This is a genomic window from Methylacidiphilum infernorum V4, assembly GCF_000019665.1.
GTDB classification, from domain to species: Bacteria; Verrucomicrobiota; Verrucomicrobiia; order Methylacidiphilales; family Methylacidiphilaceae; genus Methylacidiphilum; species Methylacidiphilum infernorum.
Window position 1 is genome coordinate 232,497 of record NC_010794.1, and the last position, 17,388, is coordinate 249,884.

Below are 17,388 nucleotides of genomic sequence, written 5' to 3' on the forward strand. Positions count from 1 at the left end.
TTCGTGGGTTATTTTTTTTAAGGAAAAAAATTCCGAGTTATGCTCTGGCTAGTAAAAGTTGCTCTTAGAAAGCCCTACACGGTAGCTGTAATGGCTGCCTTGATATTTGTCATGGGCCTCCTGACGATAGAAACCACTCCTACGGATATTTTCCCCGATATCGATATTCCTGTCGTCAACGTTGTATGGTTTTATCAAGGGTTGACTCCCGAGGACATGACCAATTTCATTACCACTTTTAGCGAGTTTAATCTTTCCCAATACGTGGATAACGTCGCCCGAATGGAATCGAGAACCTATTATGGTTTAAACTTGATCAGGATGTATTTTCAGCCTGGGGTTCCTATCGATCTTGCCGTATCTGAAGCCGTTTCCATCTGCCAGACGGTGATAAAGAGAATGCCCCTTGGTACGACTCCTCCCTATGTTTTGCGTTATTCTGCGGCCGAAGTTCCCGTCATTCAACTTGCTGTTAGCGGAAAGACGAAGTCTGGTGCAGATCTTTTTGATTATACCTGGTATATCTTTAGAAGGGAGCTGGCAACGATCAGGGGAGCGACTTTTCCCCCTCCTTGGGGAGGAACCGCCCGGTTTATTCGAGTTGATGCTTATCCTGATCAACTTTTGGCAAGAGGAATTACCGCCCAGGAATTAATGGAAGTAATTAACAATCAAGTTCTAGACTATGCTTCTGGCGACATCAAGATTGGGGATAGGGATTACTTGGTTTCGGTCAATAACATGCCGACCAATGTCCAGGAAATGAATGAGATCCCTATCAAGAAAGTCAACGGTCAAATTGTCTACATGCATGATCTTGGTTATGTCAGGGATGGAGGTGCGGTTCAATGGAATTTTGCCCGGTACAATGGTGTTCCCGCCGTTATCATGCCTCTTTTAAAGAATGGGATGGCCTCTACCTTGGAGTTAGTCGCTAATTTAAAAAAACTTCTCCCGGTGGCGAAAGCCTCGGCTCCTGAAGGCATTGAGATCCAGGAACTCATGGATCAATCGGTCTTTGTTCGTGCTTCTGTCGAAGGAGTGGTAAAAGAAGGATTGATCGCCGCAGGGCTTACCGGGGTCATGATCCTTGTTTTTTTGGGGAGCTGGAGGTCCACTTTGATTGTATTGACCTCGATCCCGCTATGCATTCTTGTTGCTCTTTTCATTCTCAGTCGAATGGGCAATACGATTAACATTATGACCCTTGGAGGTCTTGCTCTCGCCGTGGGAATCCTGGTCGATGATGCGACCGTTGAAGTTGAAAATATCCATCGAAACCATGGAATGGGTAAGCCTCTAATCCAGGCTATTCTTGATGGGGCTCAACAGATTGCCAATGCCGCCTTTGTAGCCACTCTCTCCATATGTATTGTCTTTACCTCCGTGATTTTTCTAGAGGGACCGCCCAAGTATCTTTTTACACCTATGGCTTTGGGAGTCGTTTTTTCCATGCTTTTTTCCTACTTTCTTTCAAGAACCCTCGTGCCCACCATGGCCAATATGCTTATCAGGCAAGAAGAGCTTATTGAACATAAAAGAAAAATTGAGGGCAAAGCTCTTTCCCGGTTTATGCGGTTTCATCACTGGTTCATGGATCGTTTTGAGCAGTTTAGAGACAATTATGGAGAACTTTTGCGTTGGTCTTTACACCATAAAGGATCCGTTTTTTTGCTGTTCGGCATATTGGGCTTGGCTTCTTTCATCGCCCTGCCTTTTGTAGGAGAAAATTTCTTCCCTCCCGTGGATGCGGGGAAATTTAGGCTTCATGTTTTTGCTCCTCCGGGGACTAGGCTTGAAACAACGGCGAGGATTTTCAGTGAAATTGAGGAGTACATAAAGAAAGAGATCGTTCCCGAAGAAGAAATTGACTCCATCGTCGATTTGGGAGGGCTTCCTTTTTGGTTTCCTGCAGGTATGGCTTTTGGTGATTATATTAATGAAGGCACTTTTGATGGTGAAATATTGGTTTCGCTTAAAGAAGACCACCATCCTACCTCTATCTATGTCAGGAAAATAAGAGAAAAACTTCCCAAGCAGTTCCCCGGATGTGAGTTCTTTTTCCAGCCACCGGATATGGTGAATCAAATTCTTAATTTTGGTTCGGCAGCCCCTATTGATATTCAGGTTGTGGGAAAAGATCCTGAAATCACTTCACGTTTTGCCAAGGAAATACAGAAAAAAGTAAAAAAGGTAAAAGGAGCTGCTGACGTTATTATATACCAAAAAAAGCAACCTTACTTGCACTTGAAAATAGATCGGGTTCGGGCGTTGGATTTTGGACTCAATCAAAGAGAGATCGCTAATAACATTTTGAACCAATTAAGCTCAAGTTACGTTGTTGCTCCCAATTATTGGGCTGATCCCAAGACGACTATCAATTATCCTCTCGTCATACAGACTCCCCAACACCTGATAGATAGTCATAATTCTTTGCTGAACATTAACCTGCATCCTATCAGGGAAAGCTATTCCGATCTCCTTGCCGCTCGGGAAGAAACCCAGCTTTTAAGTAACGTCGTTACCGTCGAGCATAGGCAAAAAGCGGCTGTAGTCAGTCACTACAATGTTAAACCGATCTATAATGTTTTCGTCAATGTCCAAGGGAGAGATTTGGGGGGGGTTGTCAGCGATGTGCAAAAGATTATCAATGATGTAAAAAAGAAGTTACCCCCGGCCTACGAAATCCATATTCGAGGACAAGCTGAAAGTATGCAAAACGCTTTTGGTCGGTTAGGTCTTGGCATTATTTTTGCCATATTGATGGTTTATTTCCTGTTGGTCGTTAACTTCCAAGGATGGGTGGATCCTTTTATTATTCTCATGGCATTGCCTGCGGGATTTTGTGGAGTGATTTGGATGCTTTACCTTACCGGCACAACTTTTAGCGTTCCTTCGCTGATGGGAATGATCATGACCGTGGGGGTGGCCACCTCTAATAGTATTTTGCTTATTACTTTTGCTAATGAAGAAATGAGAAATGGAGCCGATGCGGTTACGGCTGCATGGATGGCAGGAAGGATTAGGTTAAGGCCGGTACTCATGACAGCAGGGGCAATGATTCTTGGAATGCTACCCATGTCCCTGGGACTAGGCGAAGGAGGTGAACAAAACGCCCCACTGGGAAGGGCGGTTATCGGGGGAATGATTTTTGCGACTGTGGGGACGCTCTTTTTTGTCCCCGTGGTTTTTAGTATAATTCGTGGAAGAAAAACATCTCATGTCGAGTAGACAAATACTATAAAAGCGTTGAATATGAGTAGTAAGGAGCTTAAGGTGGGTGCAAAAATAAAAGATATAAAAAAGGGAATATGGGGGAGGTTGCACCGCGTCATTGAGCGGTACAAGAACGGGATAAGGGGCAAGACTGCCAATGCCGGTAGCCAGGAAGAAATGAAAGTTCACTTGACTCCGGCCCCTTCTGAACCGCCGCCTGTTAAAGACAGGCCGCCTATTAATCCTAAAGAGAGTTGGGATACCCTTCTGAAAAAAGTGAAAAAGGGCCCAGCTTTCATTGCTTTGTCTTTTGGTGCTATCCTCTTGGCCCTTTTTATCATAGGGCTTATACCCAGGATACATAACCAGATCAAGCTTAAAAAGTTTGTGGGTATAGCTAATGAGGTGCCTGTCTCGGTTACAAAGCCGCAGTTAGCCCCTCCAATTACGGATTTGAGGCTTCCGGGGACCGCCAGGGGCTATTTTGAAACCCCTATTTGGGCACGGGTCAACGGGTATATAAAAAATTGGTGGGTAGATATTGGGGATGAGGTCAAAGAAGGGCAGCTCATGGCGGTAATCGATGCTCCCGATATTGACCGGCAGGTCCTAGAAATGGAAGGGGTACTGAAATCTGCCGAAGCCAATTTAGAAATTGCCAGGATATCCCTCGATAGATGGAAAGAACTGATCAAAACACGTGCAGTATCCCAGCAACAACTCGATGAAAGGCAAGCGGCCTATGATGCAGCTCTTGCGCGAGTCAATGCTGCAAGAGGCCAGTATGAACATTGGAAGGAACTACAAAATTTTGAAAAAATTTATGCCCCTTTCAGCGGTATTGTTACGGCTAGGAATATTGATATTGGAACGCTGGTTTCATTGGGAAGCGACAAAGGGGTACGAGAGCTTTATCGAATATCTGTTACAGACGTGATGAGAGTATATGTAGCGGTACCCCAAAATTATGCTCCACAAATTCAACTTGGGACATGGGCAGATGTAACGGCATCTGAGCTACCGGGAAAAATCTACAAAGGATTAGTGGTAAGAACGGCTAAAGCTGTTGATCCTCTTTCTCGAACCTTGTTAACAGAAGTCGATGTCGGCAATCCTAAAGGAGAAATTATCGTCAACATGTATGTGGATGTCACCTTTCATTTGCCGAGAACCCAGGAAACATTTTTGGTTCCGGTTAATGCTATAATCGATAGATCTGATGGCAATTATGTTCTTAGTGTTGATGAACATAATATCGTCCATTACAATAAGGTAGAACTAGGAAAAGATTTAGGACAATATATAGAAATTCCATTTGGTCTTTCCAAGGATCAGAAAGTAATATTGAATCCTCCAGAAATTCTCGAGGATGGAGACAGGGTAGTTGTTGTTGCTGATCTATCTCAACCCAAGCCCGACAAAAAAATGGAGAAAAAACTTTTGCAAAAAGGCAAGCTTGCCCATGAATGAGGATAGACACCCTAATGCTAACGTTCGTCAAGATTCTGCAGTTGAGGTCAAGGGAGGAGGCGTTACGGCTTCCGAAGTGCCCGTAGCCTTCTTGACCATAGAATCTCCTGGAAGAAATTGGATTTTTCCTTATTCGAGGATTCTATTCGCCCATACGGATACGGAAGGCAGTAGATTTTTTCTCCGGACTATAAGCCATGATATCTGGATAAATGGCCAAAATCTCCACAAAGCCATTTACCTGATTCAACAGGAAAAGCTAATGGACGTAAGAAAAGGAAGTAATGAAAATGGAAAGGTGGATTCTGTTGAAGTCATGGAAAATCCAGGTGGTATGTTTGCTTGAAAAATTTTAAAGTTCAAGTCCGTTACAGGTATACCGAGGCTTTGTTTATCTAAAAACGGGTCTTTTTTGTAATATTCACTGTTATTCCTTTGATCGTGTCATGTCGCAAAAAGATCAAGACGATGTCGTCCATGGAACCAACCCTAGAGAGAAAATAGCGGTGGTCGGTGCGGGAGCTATCGGCTTATTTTATGGGGGGCTTTTGGCTAAAGCCGGGTATGATGTTCATTTCCTGATGAGAAAGGACCTGGATTGGGTTAAGCAAAAAGGTTTGATTATTGAATGGAGGGAAGAAAAATTCCATCTTTATCCTTTGCAAGTTTTTTCCTCTACTCAACAGATTGGTCCCTGTAAATGGGTCATTATATCCTTGAAAGCTTCTGCCAATGATGCCCTGTTGGAGTTGCTTCCTCCTCTTCTTACTCCCCAAACAGTGCTTGTTTGTTTTCAAAATGGTATTGATAATGAAAAATGGCTTTATGATAACTTTGGTCCAAGAACGGTTATCGGTGGTATCTTGTTTGTATGCATCAATCGAACCGGTCCAGGGAAGGTGACGAATTTTGGTTTTGGTAAGGTTGAACTGGGCCAGTATAATGCTCTTGCCGGAAAAGAAGTAAAAGAATTTGAATTTATGCTTCGTTCGGCGGGAATTGAAACAGAAATAGTCCCATCATTGGAAGAAGCCCGCTGGAAGAAGTTGGTATGGAATATTCCCTTCAATGGATTAGCTGTGGCAGCAGGAGGAATAGATGTGGCTGAAATTCTGGCTCATCCTGAACTTGAACGGGCTACGCGCGAGTTGATGGAGGAAATCATTCGTGCGGCGAAGGCCATGGGCTATTGCATCAGCAACGATTTTATAGAATTACAAATCGAAGTCACAAGGAAAATGGGCCGTTATAAGCCATCAAGTTTAGTGGATTATTTTGAAAAAAAACCCCTCGAAATCGAGGCGATATGGGGAAGGCCTCTTAAAAAAGCCCGTGCAAAGGGGATCCATTTACCTAAGCTTCAATTGCTTTATGCTATTCTTGATTCATTAAATTGTCGAATATAAGTCATTATAGGGAAAATGCCCGGGGTATATGTTTTTGAATGGCAAACAGCTTAGAAAAAAAATAAAAAAGCTAGGTTTAATTTCTTTAATATTGTTGGCTGGTTGCGGATATCTTCAAAAAACAGACAAGCCCAAGCTTGTCCTTTCTATTCATTCCTATTTGGAATATTATCCTGATAAAGACGTTCCCAATAAAGATCTTCCCATCTTGTTAAGAGAAAAGAAAAAAGCCCTTTCCCTGTTACCTCCCATCCTGCAAATCGTTAACAAGGAACATAAAGAACTGACTGTCGAAAAAATAAGAGTTCATGGGATGGAAATGGACTTTTTATGTTATCCGACTTATAACTCGGCCGATCCCTACAAGAAAATCAAGGTATTACCTGTGAAAATGGATTATGGAGACGTGATTAAAGTATCGCTTCCAGGATACAAGGACGGTGTCGGTAAAGTGGAAATCGACACCGATAAGGGGAAATGGGAATACCCGATTGGGGAAACTATAGAAAAAGTTCCTTGATGGGAAAGGGGCGTTTAATCATTCGCCCCTTTCTTTTTAAACAGTTGATTCAACTTGGGATTGAGAAGAAGACTCGATCGGGGCTTGTTTAGGAGTAAAGATCAACATCCCTTCTCGAGCATCGACTTCGACTACCGTGGATTCTGCAAACTTCCCCTTGAGCAACTCTTCTGCTATAGCATTTTCAACGTATTTTTCTACAGCTCTTCTCAAGGGTCTTGCTCCATAAGCGGGTTCGTATCCCTTTTCGATTAAGAAATCAATTGCCGCTTCTGTAAGTTGAATGCTCAGCTTTTTACTTTTCAGTCTTTCTGCGACTTTATTGACTTCCAATTGCACGATTTTAACCATGTCCTCTCGATTCAGGGATCTGAAGACAATAATGTCATCAACGCGGTTTAAAAACTCCGGTTTGAAAGTCCTTTTTACAGTTTCCATCATCCTTTCTTTCATCTGCTCATAGGAAACTTCATCCTGCTTGGAGCGAAATCCCAAAACCCCGGGCTTGAGCCCCATTTCAGCACCTACATTAGAAGTCATAATGATGATGGTATTCCGGAAGTCTATTTTTCTACCCAGGCTGTCTGTAACAATACCATCTTCAAGAATTTGCAAGAGGATATTCCAAACGTCGGGATGCGCCTTTTCGATCTCATCGAAAAGAACAACCGAATAAGGCCGACGACGAATTTTCTCGGTAAGCTGTCCTCCTTCCTCGTACCCGACATAACCTGGAGGAGAACCGATGAGTCGAGACACGTTGAATTTCTCCATGTACTCGCTCATGTCAATCTGAATAAGAGCTTCAGCACTACCAAAGACATACTCGGCAAGTGTCTTTGCAAGCATCGTCTTTCCCACTCCTGTAGGACCAAGGAATATGAAAGAACCGATGGGCCTCTTGGGATCTTTGAGATCGGCCCTAGAACGTTGTAAAGCCCGGCTCAAAGCTTCTATTGCTTCATCTTGGCCAATAACTCTTTTCCTTAATTCTGCTCCTACATTGAGGAATTTACTTTGGTCGTTTTCTGTGATTCGGGTAATAGGTATCCCGGTCCATTTGGAGACGATCTGCATCATGTCATCTTCGGTAATGGTCGTTTCTTTTTCGTCTCTGCGCTTTTTCCAATCGGCAATTTTTTGTTCAAGTTTTTCTTTCAGTTCTCTTTCCTTATCCCTTAAAGCTGCTGCCTTTTCAAAATTTTGGGCTTTTATGCATTCATCCTTTTTAGCCCTAATGGAAGCCAGTTCGTTTTCAAGGTCTTTCAGCTCGGGGGGTCTCATGGTAGCGGCTATTCTAGCCCTTGCGCCCGCTTCATCCATAATATCAATAGCCTTATCAGGCAAAAACCTCCCTGTCAGGTATCTATCCGAAAGCCGGACGGCGGTATCGATAGCTTGATCGGTGAACTTGGCCTTGTGATGCATTTCATATTTGGCTTTCAGCCCATGAAGAATCTGGATGGTTTCTTCAACACTCGGAGCCTCCACAAGGACGGTTTGGAATCTCCTTTCTAAGGCAGCATCTTTTTCTATGTATTTACGGTACTCAGAAAGGGTAGTCGCTCCTATGCACTGAAGCTCACCCCTGGATAAGGCTGGTTTGATGATATTGGAAGCATCCATGGCCCCTTCAGCGGATCCGGCTCCAACAATGGTATGAAGCTCATCTATAAAGAGGATGATGTTCTTTGCCTTGCGGATTTCCTCCATCACCGCTTTTATTCTCTCTTCAAATTGCCCCCTATACTTGGTTCCGGCAACCATCAAGGCGAGATCAAGGGTGATTATCTTTTTGTCTCTTAACAGGTCGGGCACATTTTCGTTTGCGATTTCTTGCGCCAGTCCTTCTACTATGGCTGTTTTCCCTACTCCCGCTTCTCCAATCAGGACAGGGTTATTTTTAGTTCTTCTACAAAGAATCTGCATCACCCTCTCGATCTCATTTTTTCTGCCAATGACTGGATCGAGTTCTCCCCGGCGGGCCAGTTCGGTGAGATCTCGCCCAAATGCTTTTAATGCCGGGGTTTTGACTTCCTTTTTCGTGGTTGTTTCAGTGGTTCCTGCAAAAGCGGGTTCAGGACTCTCTTCTTCACCGCTGGAAGAAAAATTGGGATCCAGTTCTTTTAAAATTTCATTCCTTACCCGTTCAAGATCGATATCAAGATTCTTTAATATCGTAGCCGCTACTCCTTCTCCTTCGCGAAGAAGACCTAAAAGGATATGCTCGGTACCCACATAGCTATGGTTTAAGGCTTTGGCTTCTTTCCCCGCAAGGGCTAAAACTTTTTTTACCCGGGGAGTGTAGGGAATGGGAGCTGTGGGTTTACCTTCAGAAGGGACGGAAGCTATCTTTTTTTCTATCTCGACACGGATAATTTCAAGATCCACTCCAAGTTTTTGCAGGACATTAATGGCTACTCCTTGGGCAAGTTTAATTAAACCGAGCAAAAGATGCTCAGTCCCGACATGATTATGCCCAAATCTTTCGGCTTCTTGCCTTGCAAGAGCCAGAACTTGTTGTGCTCTAGGAGTGAAGTTTGTCATTTGAGATAGCCTCCTTTTTAATGATGAAAGGGAAATTGTAAATGCCTCGTATCGGGAGAAGAAAAATTTTTGAATTTTTCCCTCAAAAAATCAGCTCTTAACTCGTCTCTTTCTTCCGAGGTCAGTTTTTTCTCATAAGCCATTTGCAAATGAGCAGGTTGTATCTTTATTAAACATTCATCGATGATCATTCTATTGTTTTCAGGAAACATGCCTAAATCAATGCCCAACCGGACAACGGATAACAAATTTAACGTCTCCTTAGAAGATATTATATACGAATTTTGTAGAATGCCAAATGCTCTGCTTACCTGATCTAATATAAATTTTGGTTTTTCCTGTAAAAGTTTTTGCCTGGCATTTTCTTCATGTTGAATGATCTGGCTGATCACTTTGTGCAGTCTTTCCAGGATTTCTTCTTCACTTTCCCCAAGGGTCATTTGGTTGGAAATTTGAAATAAATTGCCAAGGGCCTCGGTTCCCTCTCCAAACAGTCCTCGGACAGCGAGACCTATTCTATTGACCGCTTTTACAATTTGGCTTATTTGCTCGCTTAAGACAAGAGCAGGCAAGTGCATCATTGCCGATACTCTTAAACCTGTACCCACATTTGTGGGGCAAGCCGTCAAATAACCTATTTTTGGAGAAAAAGCAAACTCAAGCTTTTCATCGAGTTCATCATCAATTTTATCAGCAAGTCTCCAGGCTGCTTTGAGCTGTAATCCCGATTTAAATGTCTGTATCCGCAAATGATCTTCTTCATTAATCATGATGGATACGGATCGAGAGGCATTGATAACGACACCGCTTCCAATGTTTTTTGCTGCATGTTCCCTGCTGATCAGATGTTCTTCCACAAGCACCTGTTTTTCCAGGGGCGAAAAACGATCCATCGAATCAATGATAGCGGCAGGTTTCACCTCGGCCAGAGAAGAGACCTCGGGAAGAGTCATAGATAATATTCTTATCCGTTCGTTTTTCCTCGCCCATCCGGGAAAGGGAAAGCGGTTTAAATTTCTTGCGATACGGACTCGGCTTGAGACAACTATCTTGTTGTTACCTTCTCCAGACTGCAGCCATTCACTCGGAGAGGAGATCAAAGAATTTATTTTCACTTCAGAATAAAATAATTAAAGTAGGGGAATTTCGCAATAACATCAACAACGTTTTGTGCAGGGAAAGAAAGCAACGATTTTATTTACTCTCTTTTCTAATGGTTATGGACGCGCCATGAGCGTCAAGGGATTCAATTCGAGCAAAGGTTTCTAATAGGGAGGAAACTCTACAAAGAGCCTTTTTCGAATATTCGACGACACTGGTTTTTCTATAAAAATGAGACATTGTTAATCCGCTGAAAGATTTTGCCGCTCCTCCTGTAGGCAGAGTGTGGCTGGGACCGGCTAGGAAGTCTCCCGCGGCGACTGCAGAATAGGGGCCAAGATAGATTGCTCCGCAATTTTTGAATTGAGCCAAGTATTTTTTGGCCCCTGGTATTTGTAGGCTCAAATGCTCAGGTGCAAAATCGTTAATCAACCCGATCCCTTCATCAATAGAGCGAACTTGAACAAAGTAAGCATGATCGGTGAGAACCTCTTTGAGAATTTGCTGCCGCTTCAGGGAAGGAAGCTGTCGGTTGATCGCTCCGATGACCGATTCCAAAAGCGAATTTTCAGGGCTGACAAACAAGATTTTGCTTGAAGGGCCGTGCTCGGCTTGGGCAAGGAGATCGGCGGCGATAAATTCAGGATTGGCTGGCCATGAAGCAAAGACCGCAATTTCGCTTGGTCCAGGCAAAAGATCAATGGATACGGGACCTATTACCTGCCTTTTAGCTTCAACGACGTAGGCATTCCCCGGCCCAAATATCTTTTCGACCTTTGGGATACTTTCCGTTCCATAGGCTAAAGCCCCTATAGCTTGAATGCCTCCTATCCTGTAAATTTCCGTGGCCCCGGAGTAAATGATTGAGAAATGAAGAATGGGATTAACGGGAGGAGGGCTACAAACGACTATTTCTTTGACTCCCGCAGCCTTGGCAAAACACACCGTCATTAGAGCTGTCGAAATCAATGGAGCCGTCCCTCCGGGAACATATACCCCTATTCTCCTGAAAGGAGTATAGTATTCTCCGACCCGTGCACCCTCCCTGTTGGTAATGCTCCAGTTTTTAGGCTTGTTGGCTTTTGCAAAGCAAAGGATATTCCTTTTAGCCCAGCGCAGTGCATCGACTACATCTTTTGGAGGCTGAGGGGCTTTTTCAGTGATTCTAAATGCCCCGGGACTTATCGATTGCTTGTCAAACTGTTCTGTGTACAGGCTTACCGCTTTATCTCCGTTGCGAATAATTTCTTCGAGGACTCTTCTTACGGTTTGTTCTATTTCCTTAGAAGGAAGGTAGAAGCGCGAAAGCCCCTTTTTTTCTTGCTGCCAATTCAAGTCGCCGAAACGTAGAATCTTAAAATCGATCATTCCCATTCGATGGTTGCTGGAGGTTTTGAAGAAATGTCATAGACAACCCGGTTGACGCCTTCAACTTCATTGATGATTTTGTTGGATATCTTCGATAAAAGATCTGGAGGCAACTTTACCCAATCCGCCGTCATGCCGTCAATGCTTTCCACGGCCCGTATCGCTATGGTAAAGTCGTAGGTTCTTCTATCTCCCATCACCCCGACAGATCGTACAGGCAAAAGCACGGCAAAAGCCTGCCAAATTTGTTCATAAAAACCGGCCTTTTTTATCTCCTCAACAACAATAGCATCAGCTTTTCTCAAGATGCGGAGGTTTTGTTCCCTGATAGGTGCAAGACAACGCACAGCCAATCCTGGTCCAGGAAAAGGATGCCTGTAAAGCAATTCGTGAGGGAGACCGAGCAAGAGCCCTACTTTTCTAACTTCGTCTTTAAATAGAAACCGGAGGGGTTCGATCAGTTCAAAGGGGATTTTCTTGGGCAATCCTCCTACGTTATGGTGACTCTTGATTAAGCAAGCCCCTTTTCTTCCAGATTGAGCACTTTCTATAATGTCTGGATAAAGTGTGCCTTGGGCTAAAAATTTTACTTCTCCGAAGCTTTGAGCAGCTTTTTCGAATACCCGAATAAAAAGACTGCCAATAATCTTCCTCTTTCTTTCGGGATCGGCAACATTTTTCAGCCTATCGAGAAACTGTTGGGAAGCATCAAAGAGGTGGATTTTTAAACCGAGACTTTGTTGTAAAAGCTTCGTAATGGTTTCGGCTTCGTTTTGACGGAGTAGTCCCGTATCGACAAAAAGAGGATAGAGTCTTTTCCCTACGGCTTTATGGACGAGGGCAGCGGTAACCGAGGAATCGACTCCACCGCTTATCCCTAGAATGACTTTTTCGTTTCCCACTTTTCGCCTGATTTCTTCGATGCTTTCTTCTATGAACGATCCTAGGTTCCAGTTTGGGATTGCCCGACAAATTTCAAAAAGAAAATTGGCCAGGATCTTTTCTCCATGCTCGGTGTGAGTAACTTCAGGATGGAATTGCAGGCCATAAATATTCTTTTTAAAATTGCAAGCTGCTGCATGGGGTTCATCGGCTGTAAAAGCGACAACTTCGAAATCCTTCGGTAACTCACTGACTCTATCTCCGTGACTATTCCATACCGTAAAGTGGGTAGGGAGTCCTTCGAATAAAGTTGCCTCTTTAATTATAGAAAGAGAAGAACGTCCATATTCTCCTTTGCCTCCTTTTTCTACTTTTCCACCCAAACAGGAGGCTATCCACTGGTAACCATAACAAATACCCAGGATAGGAATCCCTAAATCGAGTATTCTTTTATCCAGGGTTGGAGACTCCTCTTCGAGAAGGCTTGATGGTCCTCCCGAAAGGATAACGCCCACTGGAGCAATGTTGAGCAAATCTTGAAAAGGGCTATCCCAAGGAACAATCACAGAGAATACCCCAAGATCCCTGATTCGACGCGCAATAAGCTGGGTATATTGGGAACCAAAATCGATTATAGCTACACAGCCCTTTTCAGGAAGAAGCTTTGACTTTCTCATTATTTGCTATCTTAAACTCTCTTTCTACATGAGAAGAGGCTTATATAGGCTTTGATGACCCCGTTGCCTTTATAAAATGCCCTCTTATTCACTTTGTTAGCCCCCCGAGTTGGCTTTTTTTGTGTTGGCAAGAAAAAAGCCCTCTCCCCCTTCTTATCGACCCATGCCGACGGATTGAATCATTTGGAATAGCTTGCCTTCAGATTGGATGCTTGGAGCAATAATGATCTCGGTTTCCTGAAATTGCCTGATATTCATTGCCCCAACATTGCCCATGGAGGTAGCAAGCGCACCAACCAGATTTTGAGATCCATCATCAACCGTAGCCGGCCCATAAAGAATCTGTGAAAGGGGCCCGGAAATACCCATGCGGATTAATGTCCCACGAGGCAGATTGGCATGAGGAGTAGCCATTCCCCAATGGCATCCTTTGCCGGGAGCTTCTTCTGCCCGGGCAAAAGCCGATCCAATCATTACCGCATCCGCCCCGCAAGCTATCGCCTTGCATAGATCTCCTCCCCTGCGCATGCCTCCATCGGTAATGATGGGCACATAACGGCCCGTTTTTTTGAAATAGGCATCTCTTGCTGCGGCAGCATCAACCGTTGCCGTCACTTGGGGTACTCCTATTCCCAGGACTCCTCTCGATGTGCATGCAGCTCCTGGTCCAACCCCGATTAAAACACCACAAACACCGCATTCCATCAGCTCAAGAACGACATTGTAAGTAACCGCGTTGCCTACGAGGACGGGAATATGCATGTTTTTGCAGAACTGCTTTAAATCAAGGGTCTTATACCGAGATGAAATATGCCTGACCGTGCTCACGGTCGATTGAACCACGTAGAGATCGGCTCCAGCTTCTTGTGCTATGTACCCGTAGGCTTCAGCTTTTTGAGGTATGGAAGAAACTGCTGCTAGGGCATTTGCTCTTTTAAGCTCTTCGATTCTTAAAGCAATAAGTTTTTCTTGAACAGGGGCAGAGTATATTTTTTGCAGGAACTCCGTAACCTTGTTTTGATCGCATTTGATGATTTCTTCGATCACCTCTTGGGGGTTTTCATACCGCGTCTGAATTCCTTCCAAGTTAATCACTCCAATACCCCCAAGCCGACTCATTTCGGTACAAAATTTGGGATCTGTAACTCCATCCATTGCGCTGGCAAGAATGGGAATTTTAAGTTTGATCGTTTTCCCCGAAGGATGCGTAATTTCAAAGCTGGTATCAACCTCTTCTGGATTAATCGTTACATCTCCTGGAACCAATGAAATCTCGTCAAAACCGTAACAGACTCTGGCTTTTCGATTTCTTCCTATCCACATGCCCATTTTATGACCTCCGATACAAATTAAACTCTAAGTTCAACATTTTGAATAGCATTACACCTTGGACAGCGTAACGTGATTTGTCCCGGTTCAAGTTCGATTTTTTCTTTACAGAACCGACAAATAAAAATGCGCCGCCTCTCCAAGCGACGCCTTTTGGAATAAAAAAGAAACCACAAAATAAAAATAAAAGCAAGTGAAAGAGTGGAATAGAAAAAAAAAGCTTCGGGTAAGGTAATCCGCATCATGGAACATAACCCCTTTGACTTTCAAACTGATTACTGTAACTCCAGAATATTTTTATCTTGCCCCATATGTTCCTTCTGTACAGGGGGTCTGCAGAAAAACGAAGACTGCGGGCTTCAGTCAATGCCAATAGATCGGCCTGTTCATTGCCGCAGCTTTCTTCAAGAAGAACGTGGTCAACTATTCCTTCCGGATCGACGGATACGACGATAGTAGTGGTTCGGGCTTCAGATAAAAGATTCGTATTTATCCTGGGGAGTTTCCAGCCAGAAACCAGTCTTGCTTGTAAAGGTTCATCTAAGAGTGCAGTTGATTGTTTAGCTATGTTGGGCAGTAGCTTTGAAAAAGAGGGTTTTTCCTTGGATAAAGGGAAAAAAGTCTTTGCCGATTCGTTAAGATTGGATTCTGCGGTTTTAAAAAACTCCAGTTCTTTTTCTGTGGGGATGGAAGAAGGGCTGGGAACATCGTTACTTGATGGTAAAGCTAAAGGTTGGATCGGGCTCAATCTTTTATGGGATGGTTCCCTGGGATGGATTAAGGAAACCGGATCCCTGTATTTCAAAAGAAAATTGACTCTATCTTTTAAAAAAGGATCGACAAGGGCAGAATCAGGGGAAAATACGAATACCCTGCTTCTAGGAATGGGTTCAACCAGGGGGGGAACATAAGTGACCTTGCAAAAAAGAAGAAAAAAAAGGTGAAAGAAGACTGAAAAAATCAGCCAAAACAAAATAGAGGAAGTTCTTATTTCCAACGATCGGCTGAAGGTTTTTCCTTGTAAGTTAATGTTCTGCATCGGGTTGGGTGGCGAGTAAAACGGAAAGGTTTTGAGCCAAGAAAAGATTGGTCAGTTCTATAATACAGGCTTGGGGGACTTCTTTGTCGGCCTTGATAATAACCATCTGGTTTGGATGCTGGGATGCAAGAAGAGGGATCATTTTTTTTAACTCATCAAGGCTGACCTCTTGATCGTTGATGTAGAAAAGAGCAGCTCTTTTCGTTGCCGTGTTTGAGGGAAATTCATTTTTTTCCGGTTCAAGAAAAACAGAAACAATCAAGTTACTTAAAGGAACACTTATTCCAAAAGGACTTTTAGGTAATTCGACAACGATGCCCGGTAAAGTAATAAAAGAAGAACCAACCAAGAAGAAAAAAAGGAGCAAAAGCACGACATTAACAAGAGGCACAAAGTTAATTGTGCCTGTCATAAGGTTCAGTCTTGGGCGTAATTTCATGGGCTTGGTCTTCTTCTTCCAAAACTTGGTTGTTTTGCCATCGGTATTCTATGATAGCGTGAATCAGTTCTGTGGAAACTCTTTCAATGTCTCCAAGAATAGCCGAAAGCCGGGTAATCAAAAAATTATATGCAATTTGGGTGGGGATGGCAACGGATATCCCCGCAGCGGTACTCACCAAAGCCATCCATATCCCGGACGCCAAATCGGTTACCGATACCGCTCCTGAGGCCCTGTTCATTGCTAGGAAAGCCTCGATCATTCCATTGACCGTTCCCAGTAAACCGAGTAGGGGGCTGATCGATGCAATAGTTGAAAGAATAGGAAGGTGGGCTTCAAGCCGAGGGATTTCAAGTTGGGCTGCATTTTGAGCCGCTTCCCTCAATTCTGATAAGGGAAGATAATGAAATAGAAGGATTTGTCGTATAACTCTCCCCACAGGACCATGAAAAGAAGAAGATCTCAGGAGAGCCTCATCGAAATTGCCTTTAAAGATCAAGTTTTTAATCCCAGGTAGCGTTTCTTCAACAGCTAGCTCCGATTTCCGGTAGGTAACAAGCCTTTCAAAAAATACGGCTAGGGCTAAAATGCTGCAAAAGAGAATCGGCCACATGATTAGCCCCCCTTTATGGACAATGTCAAAAAGTGACATGGCCTCGGGAACGACTCGGGGATTTTGCTTCGCCGCTAAGAAAAGCTGATTATATAAGAGGAAGGCCACTTTCATCGTCTTTCCTAAGGCTGTTTTTATTATTGGAGTTTGTCGTTGCCTTTGTGCATTGCGGTGCCTCAAGTTTTAAAAAAAGCAGCGGATTAAAAAGATCGTAGTCCATACCCGGTGGTTACCAAATAAAAGATTTGACTTGAGCTACAATAGTATTATTTCTCAAAACGGAAAATCTCCAGGCAAAAACGGTGCCGTTGGTAAAGTAAGTATCCCCAATGACTTTAAAAATCGAATCGATCGCTCCATGAGCCTTAGGATAATAAATGGATTGGGACCATGTTTGTTCTTTAGTGTTCAGTTGCCTGAATTCAAATCGAGCAGTGAGCGGTTCTGCTTGTCCTCCTTTTTTCCATGCAATGATATAAATTTGGCCTGATCGAGCCCGAAAGTCCGAAGGGACGATCGCCCCCCAATTCCAATAGGCTCTTTCATATATCAAGGATTGCAACCCACCAGCCTTGAGTTTTTTATCGTTGAGAATTTCCAGCACCTTGATTATTTTAATTTTTTTATCTGGAATATAGGGCTCTTGCCCGTTCTTGGGATCGTTTTCCGGCTCTCCAAGGGAACGAGGGGTATATACAACGAAAGAAAAAAGCAGAAGAAAAAAGAAATATTTTATGAAGCTTGAAAAAGACATAAGAACAATAAATTCGATATTAAAGTC

Annotated in this window: 14 protein-coding genes; 5 read left to right on the forward strand and 9 right to left on the reverse strand. The window is 43.5% G+C overall.

What is annotated here, in order from left to right:
• Positions 1 to 39: 39 nt before the first annotated feature.
• From MINF_RS01050 to MINF_RS01070, 5 genes are all read left to right on the forward strand, one after another.
• Positions 40 to 3,231, forward strand: a complete 3,192-nt coding sequence (locus MINF_RS01050; protein ID WP_012462578.1) for an efflux RND transporter permease subunit — start codon at positions 40 to 42, stop codon at positions 3,229 to 3,231.
• Positions 3,232 to 3,255: 24 nt separating this feature from the next.
• On the forward strand, positions 3,256 to 4,686 hold the full coding sequence (locus MINF_RS01055) for an efflux RND transporter periplasmic adaptor subunit (RefSeq protein ID WP_048810010.1): 1,431 nt from the start codon (positions 3,256 to 3,258) through the stop codon (positions 4,684 to 4,686).
• A complete protein-coding gene (locus MINF_RS01060; RefSeq protein ID WP_048810011.1) occupies positions 4,679 to 5,032 on the forward strand; it encodes a hypothetical protein in 354 nt (117 codons plus the stop codon). Before MINF_RS01055 ends, MINF_RS01060 begins: the two co-directional genes overlap by 8 nt.
• A gap of 100 nt (positions 5,033 to 5,132) precedes the next feature.
• Positions 5,133 to 6,092, forward strand: coding sequence for a 2-dehydropantoate 2-reductase (locus tag MINF_RS01065; RefSeq protein ID WP_012462581.1), 960 nt, complete (start codon positions 5,133 to 5,135; stop codon positions 6,090 to 6,092).
• A 94-nt stretch (positions 6,093 to 6,186) separates the two neighbouring features.
• Positions 6,187 to 6,612 (forward strand): hypothetical protein, encoded by a 426-nt coding sequence (locus MINF_RS01070; protein ID WP_238523510.1) that lies wholly within the window; start codon positions 6,187 to 6,189, stop codon positions 6,610 to 6,612.
• A 36-nt stretch (positions 6,613 to 6,648) separates the two neighbouring features.
• Here MINF_RS01070 and MINF_RS01075 read toward each other — a convergent pair whose 3' ends face one another.
• The 9 genes from MINF_RS01075 to MINF_RS01120 all read right to left on the reverse strand — a co-directional run bounded on the left by MINF_RS01075 (position 6,649) and on the right by MINF_RS01120 (position 17,361).
• Positions 6,649 to 9,159: an ATP-dependent Clp protease ATP-binding subunit gene (locus MINF_RS01075; protein ID WP_012462583.1), complete on the reverse strand. Its 2,511-nt coding sequence runs from the start codon at positions 9,157 to 9,159 to the stop codon at positions 6,649 to 6,651.
• 17 nt (positions 9,160 to 9,176) lie between these two features.
• The gene (locus tag MINF_RS01080) at positions 9,177 to 10,274 is read right to left on the reverse strand and encodes a protein arginine kinase (RefSeq protein ID WP_012462584.1); all 1,098 of its coding nucleotides are present in this window, start codon (positions 10,272 to 10,274) and stop codon (positions 9,177 to 9,179) included.
• A gap of 79 nt (positions 10,275 to 10,353) precedes the next feature.
• Positions 10,354 to 11,628 (reverse strand): histidinol dehydrogenase, encoded by a 1,275-nt coding sequence (hisD, locus tag MINF_RS01085; RefSeq protein WP_238523511.1) that lies wholly within the window; start codon positions 11,626 to 11,628, stop codon positions 10,354 to 10,356.
• Positions 11,625 to 13,187, reverse strand: coding sequence for a glutamine-hydrolyzing GMP synthase (gene guaA, locus MINF_RS01090; protein WP_012462586.1), 1,563 nt, complete (start codon positions 13,185 to 13,187; stop codon positions 11,625 to 11,627). Before guaA ends, hisD begins: the two co-directional genes overlap by 4 nt.
• A 153-nt stretch (positions 13,188 to 13,340) precedes the next feature.
• A complete protein-coding gene (locus MINF_RS01095; RefSeq protein ID WP_012462587.1) occupies positions 13,341 to 14,516 on the reverse strand; it encodes a GuaB3 family IMP dehydrogenase-related protein in 1,176 nt (391 codons plus the stop codon).
• A gap of 241 nt (positions 14,517 to 14,757) precedes the next feature.
• The gene (locus tag MINF_RS01105; RefSeq protein ID WP_012462589.1) at positions 14,758 to 15,555 is read right to left on the reverse strand and encodes a hypothetical protein; all 798 of its coding nucleotides are present in this window, start codon (positions 15,553 to 15,555) and stop codon (positions 14,758 to 14,760) included.
• The gene (locus tag MINF_RS01110; protein WP_148205277.1) at positions 15,542 to 15,967 is read right to left on the reverse strand and encodes an ExbD/TolR family protein; all 426 of its coding nucleotides are present in this window, start codon (positions 15,965 to 15,967) and stop codon (positions 15,542 to 15,544) included. The genes MINF_RS01105 and MINF_RS01110 overlap by 14 nt, the downstream gene beginning before the upstream one ends.
• The gene (locus tag MINF_RS01115) at positions 15,951 to 16,721 is read right to left on the reverse strand and encodes a MotA/TolQ/ExbB proton channel family protein (protein ID WP_048810012.1); all 771 of its coding nucleotides are present in this window, start codon (positions 16,719 to 16,721) and stop codon (positions 15,951 to 15,953) included. The genes MINF_RS01110 and MINF_RS01115 overlap by 17 nt, the downstream gene beginning before the upstream one ends.
• Positions 16,722 to 16,836: 115 nt before the next feature.
• On the reverse strand, positions 16,837 to 17,361 hold the full coding sequence (locus MINF_RS01120; protein WP_012462592.1) for a hypothetical protein: 525 nt from the start codon (positions 17,359 to 17,361) through the stop codon (positions 16,837 to 16,839).
• Between the last annotated feature and the right edge of the window lie 27 nt (positions 17,362 to 17,388).